Origin of the sequence: Mycobacterium sp. E796, from assembly GCF_001672815.1 — a bacterium.
Taxonomy (GTDB): domain Bacteria; phylum Actinomycetota; class Actinomycetes; order Mycobacteriales; family Mycobacteriaceae; genus Mycobacterium.
In genome coordinates this window covers 1-18,431 of record NZ_LZKK01000336.1, presented here as the reverse complement: position 1 = coordinate 18,431, position 18,431 = coordinate 1, and the positions used below count along the sequence as shown (strand labels likewise).

The following is an 18,431-nucleotide window of genomic DNA, read 5'->3' as shown; positions in this document are numbered from 1 at the left end:
GTTGCGCATGTGTTGGGCTAGATGACCCCTTGCCGCAGGCCGTGCGCGGTTTCACGGCGATGTTGCATGCGACTTCGCCGCGAGAGTAAGGTTCTCATAATTGTAAGGGAGATTCTTTGTGACTGAGACGGCCACATTTGTGGGCGAGGCCTCGACATGAAGACCGCGGTGGTCACCGGCGGCGGATCCGGCATCGGTCAAGCGGTCGCGCAGCGCCTGCGCGCCGACGGCCTTGACGTCGCCACGATCGACCTCAGGCCGTCGGAAGCCGATTTTGCTTTCACCGCCGACGTCACCGACCGGCCGCAGGTGGATGCCGCGCTCGCGGCCATCCGCGCCCAATTGGGGCCCGTGACGGTCCTGGTCAACGCCGCCGGGCTGGACGGCTTCAAGCGCTTCACCAACATCACCTTCGAGGAGTGGCGGCGGGTGGTCGACGTCAACCTCAACGGCGTCTTTCATGTGACCCAGGCGGTGCTGCCCGACATGGTCGAGGCCGGGTGGGGACGGATAGTCAATATCTCGTCGTCGAGCACCCATTCGGGTGCGCCCTACATGAGCCACTACGTGGCCGCCAAGTCCGCGGTCAATGGCCTCACCAAATCGCTGGCACTCGAGTACGGGCCCAACGGCATCACCGTGAACGCCGTACCGCCGGGATTCATCGACACCCCGATGCTGCGCGCCGCGGAACAACACGGATACCTCGGCGACATCGAGGCGACCATCGCCCGGACCCCGGTGCGCCGGATGGGCAGGCCGGAAGACATCGCGGCCGCGTGCGCCTTTCTGATTTCCGAAGAGGCCGGCTACATCACGGGTCAGATCTTGGGCGTCAACGGCGGCCGAAACACCTGAGCAGCGATACGGAAGGAGAGAGTGTTGGGAGACGGCGCACCAGGGCGCGTCAAGGGAAAGGTCGCCTTCGTCACCGGTGCGGCGCGCGGGCAGGGCCGCAGCCACGCGGTACGACTGGCCGAGGAGGGCGCCGACGTCATCGCCGTCGACCTGTGCCGTGACCTCGACACCATCGGTTATCCCATGGCGGCACCCGAGGATCTCGAGGAGACCGCCAGGCTCATCGAGAAGACCGGGCAGGGCGCGGTGATCGCCCAGGCCGACGTGCGCGACGCCGGGCAACTGAGCGCGGCCCTGGAGCACGGGGTCGCGGAGTTCGGCAGGCTCGACATCGTGGTGGCGCAGGCCGGCGTCGCCGGCATGAAGGGCCGCCCGCCCCTGCAGGCGTGGTGCGACGTCATCAACACCAACCTGATCGGCACCATCAACGCCATCCAGGTCGCGTTGCCGCACCTGCGCGAGGGCGCCTCGATCGTCGCCACCGGATCCACCGCGGCGCTGATGGACACCGCCAAGAAGGACAACCCGGGCACCGACCCGGGCGGCATGGCCTACATCCACTCCAAGCGGGCGCTGTCGCGTTATGTCCACGACCTCGCAACGGAGTTGGCGCCGTTGGGCATCCGCGCCAACGTGATCCACCCGACCAACACCAACACCCCGATGCTGCAGAGCGAGCCGATGTACCGCTCGTTCCGGCCGGACCTCGAGCGCCCGACGCGGGCCGACGCCGAGCCGGTTTTCGGCGTGCAGCAGGCGATGAAAATCCCCTACGTCGAACCCGAGGACATCAGCAACGCCGTCCTGTGGTTGGCCTCCGACGAGGCCCGCTACGTCACCGGCGTGCAGTTGCGCGTCGATGCCGGCGGCTACCTCAAGTGGTACGACTACGAGAATTAAGACAAGTCGCAAGGAGACGTCGTGAAGGTCTGGGTTGATTCAGAACGCTGCCAGGGCCACACCCTTTGCGCGATGATCGCGCCGGATTCGTTCCAGCTCAGCGACATCGACGGCAGTTCGTCGGCGATCGACGAGGTGGTGCCTGCCGACAAGGAGGATCAGGTCCGCGAAGCCGCCCACTCCTGCCCGGAGCAGGCCATCATCATCACGGATGAAACGTAAAGGGAGACAGTGCCTTGAGCGTCGACGACAGCGTTGATGACCAGATCAGCGACAGCGACCGTAAGCGGAACCGGTATCACTTCGATCGGCACTCCCCCGAGTACCGTTCGCGGTTCAAAGACATCACCGAGGAGATGCACGCCCGGTGCCCGATGGCCTGGAGCGACACCTACGGCGGACATTGGGTGGCGGCGGGCAGCCACGAGGTCTTCGAGCTCGCCCGCTGCCCGGCGGTGTCCAACGACCATGATGTGAACAACGAACGCCGTGGGTACAAAGGCATTTCGATCCCGACCGCCAGCCGCATCAACGGCATCCGGGGCGGCATCCTGGAGATGGACAACCCCGAGCACAAAACCTACCGCGCCGTGCTCAACCCCTACCTCTCACCGGCCGCGGTCAAGCGCTGGGAGCCGTTCATCGACGACGTGACGCGCGCCTGCCTCGACGAGAAGATCGAGGAAGGCCGCATCGACTTCGTCGACGACCTGGCCAACATCGTGCCGGCCGTGCTGACCCTGGCGATGATGGGCATCCCGCTGAAGAACTGGCAGATGTACAGCGAGCCGACGCACGCCGCGGTGTACACCCCGGAGCATTCGCCGGACATCCAGCGGGTCACCGAGATGCACCGGCAGATGGGGATCGACCTGATCAACAACATGATCGAGATCCGCGAAAATCCGCGGCCCGGCTTGGTCAATGCCCTGCTCGAAATGCGGATCGATGGCGAGCCCGCGCCCGATCTGGAAATCATCGGAAATCTCGGGTTGATCATCGGCGGCGGCTTCGACACCACCACGGCGCTGACGGCCCATTCGCTGGAATGGCTTTCGCAGCATCCCGATCAGCGCGAGCTGCTCAGCAAGCAGCGTGAGACGCTGCTCGATCCCGCGACCGAAGAGTTCCTGCGCTACTTCACCCCCGCCCCTGGCGACGGCAGGACCTTCTCCGATGACGTCGAGCTCGACGGCACCACCTTCAAAGAGGGCGAGCGGCTGTGGATTTCGTGGGCCATGGCCAACCGCGACCCCGCTGTGTTCCACGAACCGGACGAGATCATCCTCGACCGCAAAGGCAACCGGCACTTCAGCTTTGGGCTCGGCGTGCACCGCTGCGCCGGATCGAACGTGGCGCGCACGGTGTTCAAGTCCATGCTGACCGCTGTCCTGGACCGGATGCCCGACTACACGTGCGACCCCGAGGGGACCGTGCACTACGAGACCATCGGCGTCATCCAGGGGATGCGGAAGCTGCCGGCCACCTTCACGCCCGGCCGACGGGTCGGCGCCGGCCTGGACGAGACGCTGGACAAGCTGCAACGCATCTGCGACGAGCAGGAGCTGGCCAGGCCGATCACCGAGCGCAAGGAAGCCGCCGTCATCGACTAGGTCGGCCTGGCGCCGTTCCCCTTGCGAGCAGACGCAAAAGCCCCCGACACGCCGCGTGGTGAGGGGCTTTCGTGTCTGCTCGCCGTCCGGGCCACGGCTCCAAGAATCCGTAGAGGCTTCGTAGAGGCCGACATCTGATCCTTCCCTCACACGCGCCGATCGCTGGCCGCCGGGAGGAGGAATCACGATGCAGCTCCTGAGTAACCACATCTCGTTGATGCACGGCTGGCTGCCGTTGACGGTCGATGCCGCCACCGCGCTCGCGCTGGGCCTCGCCATCGGGCGGCGATCACGCCGTTGGCTCCTGTGCTGGCTGCCCGTGGCCGTCGTCGCGGGCGGCGTGGCGGCCGCCGGGGCGCACTGGTACATCGGCCGTGTGGCAACCGAGCCGGCGCCGTCCGCGCTGTATGTGTGGATCGCGTTGGCCGGAACGGCCGCGGCCGTCATGATCCTGGGCTGGCGCGGCGCGCGCTGGTGGCGGCGAGCCGTCTCGATCCTGTGCCTGCCGCTGTCGGTGCTCTGCTCGCTGCTGGTGCTGAACCAGTGGTTCGGGTACGTGCAGACGGTGCAGAGCGCGTGGGACCAGCTCACCTCCGCTCCGCTGCCTGGCCAGACCGACAAGGCCACCGTCACCGCGATGGCAGCGAGCGGCGTCAGGCCATCCCGCGGCCGCCTGGTGCCGGTGCAGATCCCTTCCGACGCCTCGCATTTCAAGCACCGCGAGGAACTGGTGTATCTGCCGCCCGCATGGTTCTCGAGCTCTCCGCCGCCGCAGCTGCCGACCGTGCTGATGATCGGCGGCATGATCAACACGCCCGCCGACTGGGTGCGCGCCGGCAACGCGGTGGACACCATCGACGCCTTCGCGGCCGCGCATGGCGGCAACGCGCCGGTGCTCGTGTTCGTCGACCCGGGCGGTGCGTTCGACAACGACACCGAATGCGTCAACGGAAGCCGCGGCAACGCCGCCGACCATCTCACCAAAGACGTGGTGCCCTATATGGTCTCGAATTTCGGGGTCAGCCCCGACCCGTCGCACTGGGGCGTGGTGGGGTTCTCGATGGGCGGCACCTGCGCGGTGGATCTGACCGTCATGCACCCCAACCTGTTCAGCACATTCGTCGACATCGAAGGCGACTTGACCCCCAACACGGGAAGCAAGGCGCAAACCATCGCCGGCCTGTTCGGCGGAAATGCCGACGCGTGGGCGGCATTCGACCCGACGACGGTGATCAGTCGCCACGGCCGCTACACCGGAGTGTCCGGTTGGTTCGCGATCACGTCGGGCGGCGCCCCGGCGCCGCACCGCGACCTCACCGTCGTCGACAGCACCGCGATGGCAGTCGCCGGTCGCGGCGCCGCCACCGACCCGGGTAACCAGGCCGCCGCAGCGGCAGCCCTGTGCGGCCTCGGCCTGGCGAACGGCATCGACTGCGCGGTGGTCGCCCAGCCAGGAAGGCACGACTGGCCCACTGCCAGCGCAGCTTTCGCCACCGCGTTGCCCTGGCTAGCCGGCCGGCTCGGCACCCCGGACGTGGCCCACATCCCGTTGCCCGGCACGGCGTCCCCCAACCACACCGAGGTGGTGGGCCACGACCAGAGTTAGTGGGTTAGCCTCGCGAACGCGCGGCTGGCCGCACATTCGACAACGAGCGTGCGGCTGGCCGCACGTTCGGCGCACAAACCTAGCCGCGGGGCAGGCCGAGCACGCGCTGCGCGATGATGTTGCGCTGGATCTCCGAGGTCCCGCCGGCGATGGTGCCGGAAAAGCTTCGGGCATAACGCTCGAACCAGCTGGCGAAGTAGTGGTCCAGGTTCATGTGCGCGTACGGGCCGGTCTGCCCGGGGTGGATCAGCCCGTCGGATCCCGCCGACGTGAACGCCAGCTCCATGCCGCGCAGCTCGGCCTCGGACCCGAGCAGCTTGAGCACCGAGATCGCGGCAACGTCGTCCTCGCCGCGCGAGGCACGCGCCAGGGCAACCGAACCCAGCAGGCGCAGCGCCTGCTTGTCCATGATCGTGCTGGCGTACAGGTCGCGCTCGACTTCGGTGGTCGGGTGGAAGTCGTCGATCATGTTGTCGAGCCGATCGGCGAAACCCAGCCACATCATCGTGCGCTCGTGCCCCAGCGACCCGTTGGCCACCCGCCAGCCTTGGTCGAGCTCACCGACCAGGTTCTCGGCCGGCACCCGCACGTCGGTGAAGAAGACCTCGTTGAAATCCAGGTCGTCGGCACCGCAGATCGACGGGAACGGCCGGCGCACCAGACCCGGGGTGTCGGTGGGGATGATCAGCGCGCTGATTCCCTTGTGCTTCGGCGCATCCGGGTTGGTGCGCACGAACGTCAGCAGGACGTCGGCATCGTGGGCGCCCGAGGTCCACACCTTCTGCCCGTTGACCACGAAGTGATCGCCGTCCAGCACCGCGCGGGTGCGCAACGACGCCAGGTCGGAGCCCGCGCTGGGTTCGCTCATCCCGAGCGACGCGGTGATCTCGGCCCGCAGGATCGGCACCGCCCAGCGGCGCTTCTGATCGTCGTTGCCGAACGAAAGCAGCGACGCCGCAACGATGTTCACGCCCTGCGGGTTGAAGCTGTGATAGATCCGGCGGCGGCTGAGTTCCTCGAGGTAGACGAACTGCTGAATCACCGTCGCGTTGCGACCACCGAATTCCGGCGGCTGGCTGGGCAAGAGCCAGCCGTTGTCGAAAAGCAGCCGCTGCCAGTCGCGCGCCCACTGCGGCATGTGCGACACCGACCGCGGGCGCTCCAGCGTTTCGCTTGCGTCGGGCAGGTTTTCGTCGAGGAAGGCCGCGAACTCCGCCCGGAACGCCTCGACGTCGGGATCAAAAGTCAGCTGCACGGTATTCCTCTGCGATGCGCGCCCGGTGTTGCGCCGCGCCACCGAGCATCAGCTCGCCCGCCTTGGCCCGCTTCAGCGCGAACTGCAGGTCGTTCTCCCAGGTAAATCCCATCGCACCGAAAAGCTGTAAGCCGTGCCGGAATACGAGCGACTGGCACTCCCCCGCGGATGCCTTGGCCATCGCGGCCGCCAGCCGGCGCCGCGGATCGTCGGCCGCGATCGTCAGTGCGGCGAAGTAGGCCAGCGCCCGGGCGCGTTCGACCGCGACGTGCATGTCGGCGGCCTTGTGCTGGACGGCCTGGAACGAACCGATCGGCACCCCGAATTGCTGCCGGCTGCGGACGTGCTCGAGGACCAGGTCGAGGATGCGTTGGCAGGCGCCGACCATGGTGATCGCCATGCCGGTCAGCGCGACGTGTTGCGCGCGCTCCGCGTCGACGGCGAGCCGCGCGCTGTCGGGCACCCGGACCTCGCCGAACGACAGGTCGGTGACGTGCAGGACGGGGTCGAACACCGCCGAGCGGCGCGCCGAAACCTGGTTGGCCGCGACGACGAACACCCCGGCGTCGGTCACCACCGCCAGCCGGTCGACGCGATCGCCGTCGAGAACATGGCGCGCCGTGCCGTCCAGCACCCAGCCGTCGGCGTCCCGGTGCGCCCAGACCCCGCCGTACACCGCGGTTCCGGCCTCGTGCGGGTCGAACCGATCCGCGGCCAGCGGCGCGAATTGGCTCATCGTCGCCAGGAACGGGGTGGGATCGGTCGCGCGCCCCAGCTCCTCGAGCACGATCGCCAGCTCCACGGCGCTGTCCGCGTCGTTCAGCTCCGTCCAGCCCTGGTCGACGTAGGACTTCCACAGCGGGCTCGGATCCACGCCGTCCTCGGCCACGCTGCGCACCAGCGACGGCGGGCACTGCTTGGCGACGACGTCGCGAACGGTCTGCTGCCACAGCCGCTGATCAGCATCGAACTCCAACAGCATCCGGGCCGCCTCCTGTCGTCACCGCCAATCGCGAGAATAGCATTCTCCCTGTCGGAAGTAATAATCTCGAAAAGCGGCTACGAGGTGTCCGAATGCCTGGCCGGCACCCCAACCCTTGGGCGCGCGCGGCCAGCAGGAAGTTCTGCATGACGAGAAAGATCGACCCGCCCAAGCAGCAGCTCGGAGGACCGGTCATTGCATCTCCCTCGAGGCTGGGCTGCTACACAAAGGTCTATCAGGAGGGTCTATCAGGAGCACGTGGCGTAAAGGAGCAGACCATTGGACGGCGAAACGTACCAGCGCGGACTCGAGATCCGCTCGGCGGTGCTGGGCGAGGCGTATGTCAACCAAGCGTTGGCGGACGCGGACGACTTCACCAAGCCGCTGCAAGACCTCGTCACCGAGTATTGCTGGGGCGCGGTCTGGGGCCGCGACGGACTGGCCCTCAAGACCCGCAGCATGCTCAACCTGGCGATGATTTCGGTCCTGAACCGCCCCAACGAATTACGGACGCACCTCAAGGCGGCGCTGACGAACGGTGTCACGCGCGACGAGATCCGGGAGATATTCCTCCAGGTCGCGATCTACGCCGGCGTACCGGCCGCCGTCGACAGCTTCCGCATCGCGCGTGAGGCGTTCGCCGAAGTGGATCGGGGCTAGGAGTCGGCGATGGAGGTCGGGTTCATCGGGCTTGGAAACATGGGCTTTCCCATGGCGCGTCGCCTCATCCAACAAGGCCACGATGTCGTCGCCTTCGACACGAACGGCGCGGCGCTGGATCGCCTCGTCACCGTCGGCGCGCACGGAGTGTCGTCGTCGAAAGAGGTCGCCGATCGGGTCGAGACGGTCATGGCGAGCCTGCCGACGCCGGCCGCATGCGTGGAGGTGGCCACCGGGGCCGCGGGCGTGATCGAGGGTTCGCGCGTCAAGCGGTATGTCGACTTCTCAACCGTCGGCAGCCGAACGGCGGTGCACATCCGCGACGCGCTGGCGAAACGGAACATCGTGGCGATCGACAGCCCGGTCAGCGGCGGCGTGGGCGGAGCCGAGCAGGGTTCGCTCGCCGTCATGGTGTCCGGGCCGCGCGACGAATTCGACGTGATACGAACCGCTCTCGAGGCGATCGGGCGACCGCTCTACATCGGGGAGAAACCCGGTGCGGCGCAGACCATGAAGCTCGCCAACAACATCCTGGCGGCCAACGTGTTGGTCGCGACGGCGGAGGTCGTCGCGATGGGCGTGAAGGCCGGTCTCGACCCGGGCGTGATGATCGAAGTGCTCAACGCGGGTTCGGGTGCGACGAGCGCGAGCCGCGACAAGTTCCCCCGCGCGATCCTGCCGCGCACCTTCGACTACGGCTTCGCCACCGGGCTGATGGTCAAGGACGTGCGGCTGTATCTCGACGAAGCGAAAGCGCTCGGCGCCCCGGCCGACGTCGCCGAAACGGTGGCCCGGCTCTGGGAGGCGGCCGCGCTCGAAGAGGGCCCGGACTCCGATTTCACGACGGTGATCAAGCCGTTCGAGAGGGCCGCCGGTGTCACCGTGGGTCCGGTAGGGCCGCCGGCGGGCTAATCGCGTTGAGTGCGCAGTAACGGCTTTGATTGTGTACCAGCGGAGGGAATCCGGCGATTTTTCCTGCCACGATTCACAGGCCAGGCCCACGGTTCACACGCCACGCCCGAAGGCCCGGCTAGCGCTTGAATCCACTTGGCGATCACTGAATTTGGCTCTGCGGCCGGCGCGGCGGCCAGCCGAAAAGCCACGCCGCCACGAGGAAGCACAGCGCGCCGAAGAACGTGCCGATGTTGGCCCACACCAGGCTGACGTCGGCCCCCGAGCGCAGGACCAACGCGCCCGCGGCCGAGGCGAGAAACAGCACGGATCCCGCGAAGTTGAGGAACGCGATGCGCTGCGAGGCGCTGGCAACGTGGGAGTGCCGCCGGGCCCGGACCTCGGGAACGATTGCGATCGCCGACGAGACCAGGAACGCGACGGAGCCGACGATGTCGGGCACCCACACGTCGACGTCGATGAGCTCCGGGCGGGCACCGATGGTCACCGCGGCGTCCACCGTGTTGACGTTGAACAGCACCGTGCCCACCAACTGGATGGCCGCGGACAGCCAGTCGGTAGTGCGCGCCCGCAGCGGCAGCGAGTGCTGCTTGGCCTCGGGCAGCTCGCGGCGAGCGAGGATCAGCTGAAGCGTTGCTGCGGCGGTGAAGAACACCGCCCCCACCGCATAGGTCAACGCCGAGAGCAGCGGTGGCGACGCGGGAAGGAGCGAGAGCAGAACGCCGAGCGCGAACAGGGCCGCGCCGATGACGAACAGAAGGCCGATCCAGCGCACCATGGACGCGTGCACGGCCCTCACCACGCGACGGATCGTACCGTCCCCCGCAGGCCCGTTTCGGCGCCCGGCGGCCACCGTTCGGCGTCCACCGACAAACGCGAGAATGCTATTATCCTCATCCAAGAACGCTACTTACCCGAATAACAGCAAAACCGACGGCAACCAGGGCCGATGATTAACCGAGACGCTTACCGAAAACACCGTTGATTGGCGACTGACGCGAATGTTAGTTTATCTATCAGATGCCCCCATCGGGCTCACTTTGGCTTCCCGAGCCGAGGGACGGCTTACGTGATCGAACACGCTGACGGAACCCGCACCCCGCTGATCGACGCGAGCGTGCACGTCTTTTTTTCGTCCAATAAGGACCTGCGCTCCTTCCTGCGCGAGCCGTTCAAGAGCCGTGGCTTCCCCGACTACGAGATGGACTGGTACGGCGCGCCGGGCGGCGAATACGCGCCGAACACCGAGGGACCGGACCGCCAGTATCCGGGTTCGGATCCGGAATTCGTTGGCAACGAACTGTTTTCGAAGCGCGGCGTCGACGTGGCGATCCTTCATCCGATGGGGCGCGGCATCATGCCCGACCGTCACCTGGGCACCGCGCTGCACGCCGCCCACAACGAGATGATGGTGTCGCGCTGGCTGGACTCCGCCGAGTTCGGCGAGCGTTTCCGCGGCACCATCCGGGTCAACCCCGACGACATCGCAGGCGCCGTGCGCGAAATCGAGAAATGGCGCGCCCACCCCCGCATCGTCCAGATCGGCGTCCCGCTGCAATCTCGCGAGCTGTACGGCAAGCCCCAGTTCTGGCCGCTATGGGAGGCCGCCGCCGACGCGGGGCTGCCGGTCGCCGTGCACATCGAAACGGGCGAGGGCATCGGCTTTCCCCCCACGCCGTCCGGGCACACCCTGACCTACGAGCAGTACGTCAGCTTCATGGCGCTGAACTACCTGTATCACCTGATGAACATGATCGCCGAGGGTGTGTTCGAGCGCTTCTCGAACCTGAAGTTCGTCTGGGCCGACGGCGCCGCGGACTTCCTCACGCCGTTCATCTGGCGGATGGACACGTTCGGCCGGCCCCACCTGGAACAGACACCCTGGGCGCCGCGGATCCCCAGCGACTACCTCCCCGGCCACGTGTATTTCGTGCAGGGCAGCCTCGACGGTCCGCCCGACGCCGACTTCGCCGGCGAGTGGTTCGCCTTCACCGGCAAGGAAGACATGGTGATGTTCGGCTCCAGCTACCCGCACTGGCAGAGCAACCACGTCGGCCGGGTGCCGGCATCACTGTCCGCCGAACAGCGCGACAAGCTGTGCTGGCGCAACGCGGCCAACTTGTACGGGATCGACATTTCGGTCGACCTGGCAGCGGGCTAGTCGCAGAATAGGACAAGGGAGATCGAGGAGACAGAGATGACGCTGACTCACATACACGAACGGGTTCCCGCCGCCGAGCGCATAGCCGTCCGGTGCGTCGACTCCGACATCCACCCGGTGCCCCGCCGCGGCGAGCTCACCCAGTACATCCCGGAGCCGTGGCGCAGCAAGTTCTTCCTGGACCACAAGGTCGGCGAGCTGATCTACTACGACGCTCCCGACTACGCGCACACCTTCGCGATGCGCGCCGACACCTTCCCCCCCGACGGCGAGTTCGCCTGCAGCGACCCGGACATGGCCTTCCGGCAACTGATCATGCAAGCGGGCTCCGACATCGCGATCCTGGAGCCCGGCGGGCGCACACCGCGGTTGGCCGAGGCGCACCAGGCGTTCTCGACCGCCCTCAACCACTGGCAGGCGAACCACTGGCTCGACAGCCACAACAACTGGCACGAGCGCTGGCGCGGTTCGATCTGCGCGGCCATCGAGGACCCTGAGGGGGCGGCGCGCGAGATCGAGACGTGGGCCGGCCACCCGTACATGGCGCAGATCCTGATCAAGGCCGAGCCGCGCCCGTCATGGGGCCACCCGAAGTACAACCCCATCTGGGAGGCCGCCACCAAGCACGACATCACGGTGAGCTGCCACCTGTCGCGCAGCAACTACGAGATGCTGCCGACGCCGCCGGTGGGGCTGCCCAGCTACAACCACGATTTCATGGTGACCTACTCGCTGCTGGCCGCCAACCAGGTCATGAGCCTGATCTTCGACGGCGTCTTCGACCGGTTCCCCACGCTGCGCATCGTGTTCGTCGAGCACGCGTTCACCTGGATCCTGCCCCTGATGTGGCGGATGGACGCGCTCTACGAAGCGCGCAAGTCGCGGGTCGAGATCAAGCGCAAGCCATCGGACTACGTCAAGGAACACATCAAGTTCACCACCCAGCCGCTGGACTATCCGGAAGACAAGACCGAGTTGACCCGCGCCCTGGAGTGGATGGAGTGCGACAAGATCCTGCTGTTCTCCTCCGACTACCCGCACTGGACGTTCGACGACCCGCGCTGGTTGGTCAAGCACCTTCCGAAGGCGGCCCGGGACGCGGTGATGTACAAGAACGGGATCGCGACCTACCACCTCCCGGAGACCGTGCCGGTCCTCGAGGGTCAGACCCGGGTGTTCTGAGTTGGCGTCTGAACAAGAAGGGGCAACCACCAGGCCGCCCCAGCCCCGCCTCGCTCAGGGCCGCGAACACGTCGTGGCGACCGTGGACGAAATCCCGCCCGGCACCCACAAATTGGTGCCCATCGGGCGCCACGGCGTCGGCGTCTACAACGTCAACGGCGCCTTCTACGCCATCGCGAATTACTGCCCACACCAGGGCGGTCCGCTGTGCTCGGGGCGCGCCCGCGGACGCACGATCGTCGACGAGACCGCCGCCGGCGACTCGGTCATGGTGCGCGACCTGGAGTTCATCTACTGCCCCTGGCATCAATGGGGTTTCGAGCTCGCGACCGGCACGACCGCGGTCAAGCCGGAGTGGAGCATCCGCACCTACCCGGTGCGAGTCGTCGGCAACGACGTTCTGGTAATGGCGTGACGGGAGCATCTGTGTCGACATTCGAGGTGAATGGCGGAAACGTTGTCTATGAAATCCTCGGTGACACAGGCGACCTCATCGCCCTGACGCCGGGTGGCCGCTTCAGTAAGGAGATCGAGGGCCTGCGCCCGCTGGCCGATGCGTTGGCCGCCGGCGGCTATCGGGTGCTGCTGTGGGACCGACCCAACTGCGGGGCCTCGGATGTGCAGTTCTACGGCCAAAGCGAGTCGCACATGCGGGCCGAGACCCTGCACAAACTGGTGACGGGTCTTGGCTTCGAGCGCTGCATCCTCGCCGGCGGCTCCGGCGGCGCAAGGGATTCCATGCTGACGACGATGCTCTACCCCGAGATGGTCACCAAACTCGTGGTGTGGAACATCGTCGGCGGCATCTACGGCACCTTCGTGCTGGGCTCCTTCTACATCATCCCGAGCATTCTCGCGGTGCGCGGCACCGGAATGGACGGCGTGATGAAGGTGCAGGAATGGCGCGAGCGAATCGAGCAGAACCCCGCCAACAAGCAGCGGTTCCTCGACTTCGACCCCGACGAGTTTCTCAAGGTGATGCTGCGCTGGCTCAACGCATTCGTTTCCAAACCCGGACAGACGATTCCGGGCGTCGAGGACGAAATGTTCGACCGCATCAAGGTTCCCACCTTGATCATCCGCGGCGGCGAGAACGACATGGATCACCCGAAGCGGACGTCGCTGGAGGTCAGCTGCCTGATCAAGGGTTCCAAGCTGATCGACCCGCCCTGGCCGGAGGACGCCTGGGAGCGGGCGTCCGAAGACCGCGCGGCGGGAAGGGTGAAGCACTTCAACATGTTCGACACGTGGGTGCAGGCCGCCCCGGCGATCCTCGAATTCTTAGGCTCCTGATGCGTTCACACGGTGCGAATGCGAACCTCGCAGTTGAGCGACGCCTCGAGGGCGGTGTGAATCCGGCTTTCCGGAACGCGATCCAGGTCGGCTTCGCGCAGGGTCACGTGAACGATGTCGAAACCGTCGTCGCCGGGCGTCCGGACGATCTCGCCGGTGAGCCCGAAACCGGACAGCACGCCGTGCGCGTCGTCGTCGGTTCCACGGCTGATGAACGTCACCACGCCGGCCACCGGCGCGCCGCCAAATGCTTTGGCGCACAACTCGACTCCGACGCGCTTGACGGCGTCGGCGTCGTCGCCGGCGATCAGCACCTCCACCTCGCGGCGGCCGGCCGGCATGGCCGCCAGGTTGTTCTCGACGACTTCCAGGCCCAGCTCGCCGGCAAGCCCGAGGAGTGCGGTCATGCCGTGTCCTAGCTGTTCGGCCGTGAGGACGCCGGAAGGATCCACGTTGACGCGCACTACCGCGGTTCGCATGTGCGCCAGACTAACGATGGGGAGCTAGGCGATGGATATCACCGTCACCACCTGGCCCGGGTGTCCGTCGCGGCTGCTGGGTGATCGACCGGGCCACGCGGGCGAAAACCGCGCGGCGTACCTCGAACTCGGCGGCTATCGTCCGCTCACCGACCCCGACGAACTGCTCGGCGAAGTCGAACGCAGCGGCCTGCAGGGCCGGGGCGGCGCGGCCTTTCCGATGGCGGTGAAGCTGCGCGCCGTGCGGGACAACGGGCGCGCGGCGGGTGGCTCGGTCGTCGTCGCCAACGGCGAGGAGGGCGAACCCGCGTCGATCAAGGATCGATGGCTGCTCCGGCACCGGCCGCACCTGGTCCTCGACGGACTGCGGCTGGCCGCGGCGATGGTGGCCGCCGACCGCGCCTACGTCTACCTGTCCGACGCGGAATCGGCCCGCAGTGTCCAGGCCGCGCTCGCCGAGTACCCGCCCGGCGACGTCGCGATCGAGGTGGTCAACGTCGCCCCGGGGTACATCGCCGGCGAGGAGACCGCGGTCACCCGCGCGATCAACGGCGGACCGGTCAAGCCAACGGACAAGCCGCCGCGGCCGTTTCAGAAGGGAGTCGGTGGGCTGCCCACCCTGGTGAGCAACGTGGAGACCCTGGCCAACCTGCCCTACCTGCAGCGGCACGGCGCGGCGGAGTTCCGCTCGCTGGGCACGCCGTCCTCGCCCGGCACCTTCCTGGTGACCTTGACCGGTGGCGGCCGGCCGCCGGGGCTCTATGAGGTCCCGCACGGCCTGCCGTTCGCCGATCTGCTTGCCCTGCACGGTGTTTCGTCGGATCGCGTCCAAGGCGCGCTGCTGGGTGGCTACTTCGCCGGGCTGCTCAATCGCAGCGTGCTGGACGCCACGCTGGACCACCAGACGTTCCGTGACCTCGGCAGCGGACTGGGCTGCGGTGCGATCGCGGTGATCGCCGACGACTGCCCGGTGGCGGTCGCCGCCTCGGTACTGGCCTACTTCGATCGCGAGAACGCGGGCCAATGCGGTTCGTGCTTCAACGGCACCGCCGCGATGGCCGCCGCCGCCGGGGCGCTCCGCGACGGCGCCGCCACCCCCGAGGACCTCGACCGGCTGCGCCACTGGTCGGTGACGCTGCGGGGGCGCGGAGCCTGCGCCACGCTGGACGCCGCAACCAACGTGGCCGCCAGAATGCTCGACCAGTTCCCGCAAGCGGTGGCCCAGCATCTCGACAAGTCATGTGAACCGTGCCGCGCCAACGCGTTTAGCGCTGGGCGACCCTACGAGGTGGAGGCGGTGGTCTACGCGTGAGCGAGGGCATGAGAATCCACCTGGACCGCACCCTCTGCGACGGCTTCGGGATCTGCGCCAGGCACGCGCCCGCGTACTTCTCGCTCGATGACTGGGGATACGCGTGCCTGATCGGCGACGGCACCGTGCCCGAGGCCGACCGTGACGCGGTCATGCGTGCGCTGATGGACTGCCCGGTGCACGCCATCATGGAAATGGACGAACGCCGACCGGACGACGTGCCGCCGCCGCCGAGCACCGACGACGACCCAGCCGCGCACGTCAACATCGAGGCGAACGAGGCCGAATGGGGTTTCACGCGTTGACCGGACGCCCGCTGCCCCTGATCACGCAGGACAACGAGTTCTTTTGGAGTTCGGGCGCCGACGGCACGCTGCGGCTGCAGGAATGCCAGAGCTGCGACGCGCTGATCCATCCGCCGGCGCCGGTGTGCCGGTACTGCCGATCCCGGAATATGGCCGTGCGGGCCCTCTCCGGCCGGGCGACGCTCGCCGGGTTCACCGTCAACGAGCGGTTCAGCCTGCCGGGGCTGCCGGCGCCGTACGTCGTCGCCCAGGTGGCGATCGCCGAGGATCAGCGCGTGCGGCTGACCACCAACATCGTTGAGTGCGAACCGGATCGGCTCGAGCTCGGCCAACAGGTGGAGGTGGTTTTCGAGCAGGTCGAGGACGTGTGGTTTCCGCTGTTCCGGCCGATTCCCGACGCCGAACCCGCAGCCCTGCCGTCCGACGAGATCGCGCCCGAGCGCTTCGGCGAGCACGTGCGCCCCATGCTCACCCAGGAGAAGTTCGAAGACAAGGTCGCGCTCACCGGCATCGGCATGTCGCCGATCGGCCGCCGCTTGATGCAGCTGCCGCTGTCGCTCACCGTTCAGGCCTGCGAGGCGGCGATCGCCGACGCCGGGCTGACATTCGCCGATATCGACGGCCTGTCCACCTACCCCGGCGCTCTCAACGTCGCGGGAATGGGCGAGGGGGGCACCACCGCCCTGGAGGCCGCATTGGGCATCCGGCCGACGTGGCACAACGGCGCGATGGAAACGTTCGGCCCGGGTGGCTCCGTGATCGCCGCGATGTTGGCGATCGCCGGTGGGCTCGCGCGCCACGTGCTGTGCTTCCGGACGGTGTGGGAAGCCACCCACGGCGAGCTGATGAAGCAGGGCAAAATCGCGCCCTCGATGGGCCGAATGTCGGGGTGGCAGATGCCATTCGGCGCCACCTCGGCCGCCCACACGCTGGCGATGAACGCGCAGCGGCACTTCCACCGTTACGGCACAACGAAAGAGACGCTGGGCTGGATCGCGCTGAACCAGCGCGCCAACGCCGAACTCAACCCGACCGCCATCTACCGCACGCCGATGACGATGGACGATTACCTGGGCGCGCGTCCCATCACCACGCCGTTCGGGCTGTACGACTGCGACGTGCCGTGTGACGGCGCGATCGCCGTCATCGTCTCAGCCGTCGACGTGGCCCGCGACCTGGCCAAGCCGCCCGTTCTGGTGGAGGCGGTCGGAACCCAGATCGTCGAGCGACTCGATTGGGACCAAAGCACTTTGACGCACGAGCCACAGGTACTGGGCCAGGCAGCGCATGTGTGGACCCGCACCTCGTTGCGGCCCACCGATGTCGACGTCGCCGAACTCTACGACGGGTTTTCCTTCAACTGCCTGTCCTGGATCGAGGCGCTGGGATTCTGCGGCATCGGCGAGGCCAAGGAATTCCTGGACGGCGGCAAGAACATCGCCCGCGACGGGCAATTGCCGCTCAACACCCACGGCGGCCAGCTCTCGCACGGCCGCACCCACGGCATGGGCCTGCTGCACGAAGCGGTCAGCCAGCTGCGCGGCGAGGCCGGTGACCGGCAGGTGGCCGACGCCCGCGTCGGCGTGGTCAGCAGCGGGGGCCTCACCCCCAGCGGCGTGCTTTTACTGCGGGCCGACACATGACGAGCGTCCGTCCGCGGCTGGTGATCGTCGACGGCGTGCCGATGTCTGCCCTGGTCGCCGAGGCCAGCGATGCCGACGAGCCCACGGCGGTGATCGTCGCCATCCACGGCGGAGGCACCACCGCGCTGTATTTCGACTGCCCGGGCCACCCGTCGTATTCGTTGTTGCGCACGGGCGCCGAGGCCGGATTCACCGTGGTGGCCCTCGATCGGCCCGGCTACGGCAGCTCCGCGCCGTATCCCGAAGCGATGGCCTCCGCCGAGCAGCGCGTCAACCTCGCCTACGGCGCGGTGGAGCGCATCCTCGGCGAACGGCCGCGTGGCGCAGGCGTATTCGTGTGGGGCCATTCTGGCGGCTGCGAACTGACGATGCGAATGGCCGCCGACGCGCGCGGCGCCGAGCTGCTCGGCATCGAACTGGCGGGCACCGGTCGGCACTACCACCCCGCGGCCAAAGAGATACTGAAAGCCGCCACCCGCGAACGCCGCCCGCCGGGCATGCGCGACCTGCTGTGGAGCCCTGCGGAGCTGTATCCGCCCGAGGTCCTCGGCGGCGCAACGGTTTCCCCCTCGGCGCCGGCATACGAAGACCAAATGGTCTCCGATTGGGCGCGACAGACCTTCCCGGAGCTGGCGCCCGCCGTGCGCGTCCCCGTGCACTTCAGCATCGCCGAGCACGAAAAGGTCTGGCAGGCCGATGACGCGGCGGTGACCCAGATCAGTGCGCTGTTCTCCGCGGCGCCCCGGTTCGTCGTACATCGTCAATCTGACGCCGGGCACAACATAAGCCTCGGCCACACCGCCCCCGACTACCACGCGAAAGTCCTTGCCTTCGTGGCGGAATGCGCGGGTCAGCGGTCAGCGGGTTCGCAAGCCGATTTGGAGGCCGGTTGATGCGGGTCGGGTTCATCGGATTAGGCAGTCAGGGCGGCCCCATGGCGCGCCGGATCATCGAGAGCGGCTACCCGACGACGCTGTGGGCGCGCAAGCCCGCGTCGCTGGAGCCGTTCGCCGATACCCCGGCCAAGATCGCCCCGACGCCGGCCGATCTGGCCGCGGCGAGCGATCTCGTCTGCCTGTGCGTCGTCGGCGACGCCGACATCGAGGAACTTACCGGTGGCGAGGACGGCCTGCTGGAAGCCATGACACCGGGCAGCGTGGTCGCGGTGCACAGCACGGTCCATCCCGACACCTGCCGCGAGCTCGCCAAACGCGCCGAGCCTCATGGGGTTTCGGTCGTCGATGCGCCGGTCAGCGGCGGTGGAGGGGCG

20 protein-coding genes and 1 pseudogene are annotated in these 18,431 nt (G+C 67.5%); 16 read left to right on the top strand and 5 right to left on the bottom strand.

The annotated features are described in order from the left end of the window. Positions 1 to 156 precede the first annotated feature (156 nt). The 5 genes from A5706_RS27650 (at position 157) to A5706_RS27630 (ending at position 4,977) form a co-directional block, all read left to right on the top strand. On the top strand, positions 157 to 858 hold the full coding sequence (locus tag A5706_RS27650; protein ID WP_068138339.1) for an SDR family NAD(P)-dependent oxidoreductase: 702 nt from the start codon (positions 157 to 159) through the stop codon (positions 856 to 858). A gap of 24 nt (positions 859 to 882) precedes the next feature. Continuing rightward, entirely contained in the window at positions 883 to 1,758 is an 876-nt protein-coding gene (locus A5706_RS27645; protein ID WP_068138459.1) for a mycofactocin-coupled SDR family oxidoreductase, read from the top strand. A gap of 21 nt (positions 1,759 to 1,779) precedes the next feature. Next, positions 1,780 to 1,980 carry a ferredoxin gene (locus A5706_RS27640; RefSeq protein ID WP_067152992.1) on the top strand — a complete coding sequence of 67 codons (201 nt, stop codon included), beginning with the start codon at positions 1,780 to 1,782 and terminating at the stop codon, positions 1,978 to 1,980. 134 nt (positions 1,981 to 2,114) lie between these two features. Beyond that, positions 2,115 to 3,371 (top strand): cytochrome P450, encoded by a 1,257-nt coding sequence (locus A5706_RS27635; protein ID WP_369831966.1) that lies wholly within the window; start codon positions 2,115 to 2,117, stop codon positions 3,369 to 3,371. Between the two features lie 187 nt (positions 3,372 to 3,558). Then, positions 3,559 to 4,977 (top strand): alpha/beta hydrolase family protein, encoded by a 1,419-nt coding sequence (locus tag A5706_RS27630; protein ID WP_068138334.1) that lies wholly within the window; start codon positions 3,559 to 3,561, stop codon positions 4,975 to 4,977. Between the two features lie 79 nt (positions 4,978 to 5,056). On the opposite strand, the gene A5706_RS27625 is transcribed toward A5706_RS27630, so the two are convergent. The 3 genes and pseudogenes from A5706_RS27625 to A5706_RS33310 all read right to left on the bottom strand — a co-directional run. Continuing rightward, complete coding sequence (locus A5706_RS27625; RefSeq protein ID WP_068138331.1) at positions 5,057 to 6,232, bottom strand: acyl-CoA dehydrogenase family protein; 1,176 nt, start codon at positions 6,230 to 6,232, stop codon at positions 5,057 to 5,059. After that, the gene (locus tag A5706_RS27620; protein WP_068138456.1) at positions 6,216 to 7,214 is read right to left on the bottom strand and encodes an acyl-CoA dehydrogenase family protein; all 999 of its coding nucleotides are present in this window, start codon (positions 7,212 to 7,214) and stop codon (positions 6,216 to 6,218) included. The genes A5706_RS27625 and A5706_RS27620 overlap by 17 nt, the downstream gene beginning before the upstream one ends. 106 nt (positions 7,215 to 7,320) lie before the next feature. Further along, positions 7,321 to 7,386 (bottom strand): annotated as a pseudogene (locus A5706_RS33310) (nitroreductase); the annotation flags it as partial. Between the two features lie 107 nt (positions 7,387 to 7,493). On the opposite strand from A5706_RS33310, the gene A5706_RS27615 reads away from it, so the two are divergent. Both A5706_RS27615 and A5706_RS27610 read left to right on the top strand, forming a co-directional pair. After that, complete coding sequence (locus tag A5706_RS27615; protein ID WP_068138329.1) at positions 7,494 to 7,874, top strand: carboxymuconolactone decarboxylase family protein; 381 nt, start codon at positions 7,494 to 7,496, stop codon at positions 7,872 to 7,874. A 9-nt stretch (positions 7,875 to 7,883) separates the two neighbouring features. Then, complete coding sequence (locus A5706_RS27610; RefSeq protein ID WP_068138326.1) at positions 7,884 to 8,786, top strand: NAD(P)-dependent oxidoreductase; 903 nt, start codon at positions 7,884 to 7,886, stop codon at positions 8,784 to 8,786. Between the two features lie 142 nt (positions 8,787 to 8,928). On the opposite strand, the gene A5706_RS27605 is transcribed toward A5706_RS27610, so the two are convergent. Beyond that, positions 8,929 to 9,588, bottom strand: a complete 660-nt coding sequence (locus tag A5706_RS27605; RefSeq protein WP_156767376.1) for a hypothetical protein — start codon at positions 9,586 to 9,588, stop codon at positions 8,929 to 8,931. Between the two features lie 267 nt (positions 9,589 to 9,855). On the opposite strand from A5706_RS27605, the gene A5706_RS27600 reads away from it, so the two are divergent. From A5706_RS27600 to A5706_RS27585, 4 genes are read left to right on the top strand one after another with little or no spacing between them, the layout of a single operon-like run. Further along, positions 9,856 to 10,947: an amidohydrolase family protein gene (locus A5706_RS27600; RefSeq protein ID WP_068138321.1), complete on the top strand. Its 1,092-nt coding sequence runs from the start codon at positions 9,856 to 9,858 to the stop codon at positions 10,945 to 10,947. A 36-nt stretch (positions 10,948 to 10,983) separates the two neighbouring features. Continuing rightward, positions 10,984 to 12,129: an amidohydrolase family protein gene (locus A5706_RS27595; protein WP_068138317.1), complete on the top strand. Its 1,146-nt coding sequence runs from the start codon at positions 10,984 to 10,986 to the stop codon at positions 12,127 to 12,129. 1 nt (position 12,130) lies between these two features. Next, the gene (locus tag A5706_RS27590) at positions 12,131 to 12,544 is read left to right on the top strand and encodes a Rieske 2Fe-2S domain-containing protein (protein WP_068138314.1); all 414 of its coding nucleotides are present in this window, start codon (positions 12,131 to 12,133) and stop codon (positions 12,542 to 12,544) included. A gap of 11 nt (positions 12,545 to 12,555) precedes the next feature. Next, positions 12,556 to 13,422, top strand: coding sequence for an alpha/beta fold hydrolase (locus A5706_RS27585; RefSeq protein WP_068138311.1), 867 nt, complete (start codon positions 12,556 to 12,558; stop codon positions 13,420 to 13,422). A gap of 5 nt (positions 13,423 to 13,427) precedes the next feature. On the opposite strand, the gene A5706_RS27580 is transcribed toward A5706_RS27585, so the two are convergent. Then, positions 13,428 to 13,901, bottom strand: a complete 474-nt coding sequence (locus A5706_RS27580; RefSeq protein ID WP_068138310.1) for a hypothetical protein — start codon at positions 13,899 to 13,901, stop codon at positions 13,428 to 13,430. A 31-nt stretch (positions 13,902 to 13,932) separates the two neighbouring features. On the opposite strand from A5706_RS27580, the gene A5706_RS27575 reads away from it, so the two are divergent. From A5706_RS27575 to A5706_RS27555, 5 genes are all read left to right on the top strand, one after another. Further along, the gene (locus tag A5706_RS27575; RefSeq protein WP_068138309.1) at positions 13,933 to 15,213 is read left to right on the top strand and encodes an NADH-ubiquinone oxidoreductase-F iron-sulfur binding region domain-containing protein; all 1,281 of its coding nucleotides are present in this window, start codon (positions 13,933 to 13,935) and stop codon (positions 15,211 to 15,213) included. A gap of 8 nt (positions 15,214 to 15,221) precedes the next feature. Next, the gene (locus tag A5706_RS27570; RefSeq protein ID WP_068138447.1) at positions 15,222 to 15,518 is read left to right on the top strand and encodes a ferredoxin; all 297 of its coding nucleotides are present in this window, start codon (positions 15,222 to 15,224) and stop codon (positions 15,516 to 15,518) included. After that, on the top strand, positions 15,500 to 17,161 hold the full coding sequence (locus A5706_RS27565) for an OB-fold domain-containing protein (protein WP_068138308.1): 1,662 nt from the start codon (positions 15,500 to 15,502) through the stop codon (positions 17,159 to 17,161). The genes A5706_RS27570 and A5706_RS27565 overlap by 19 nt, the downstream gene beginning before the upstream one ends. Beyond that, the gene (locus A5706_RS27560; protein WP_231985441.1) at positions 17,158 to 18,054 is read left to right on the top strand and encodes an alpha/beta hydrolase; all 897 of its coding nucleotides are present in this window, start codon (positions 17,158 to 17,160) and stop codon (positions 18,052 to 18,054) included. The genes A5706_RS27565 and A5706_RS27560 overlap by 4 nt, the downstream gene beginning before the upstream one ends. Continuing rightward, a partial coding sequence (locus A5706_RS27555) for an NAD(P)-dependent oxidoreductase (RefSeq protein WP_197518008.1) occupies positions 18,054 to 18,431 on the top strand: 378 nt, incomplete at its 3' end. The genes A5706_RS27560 and A5706_RS27555, both read left to right, overlap by 1 nt.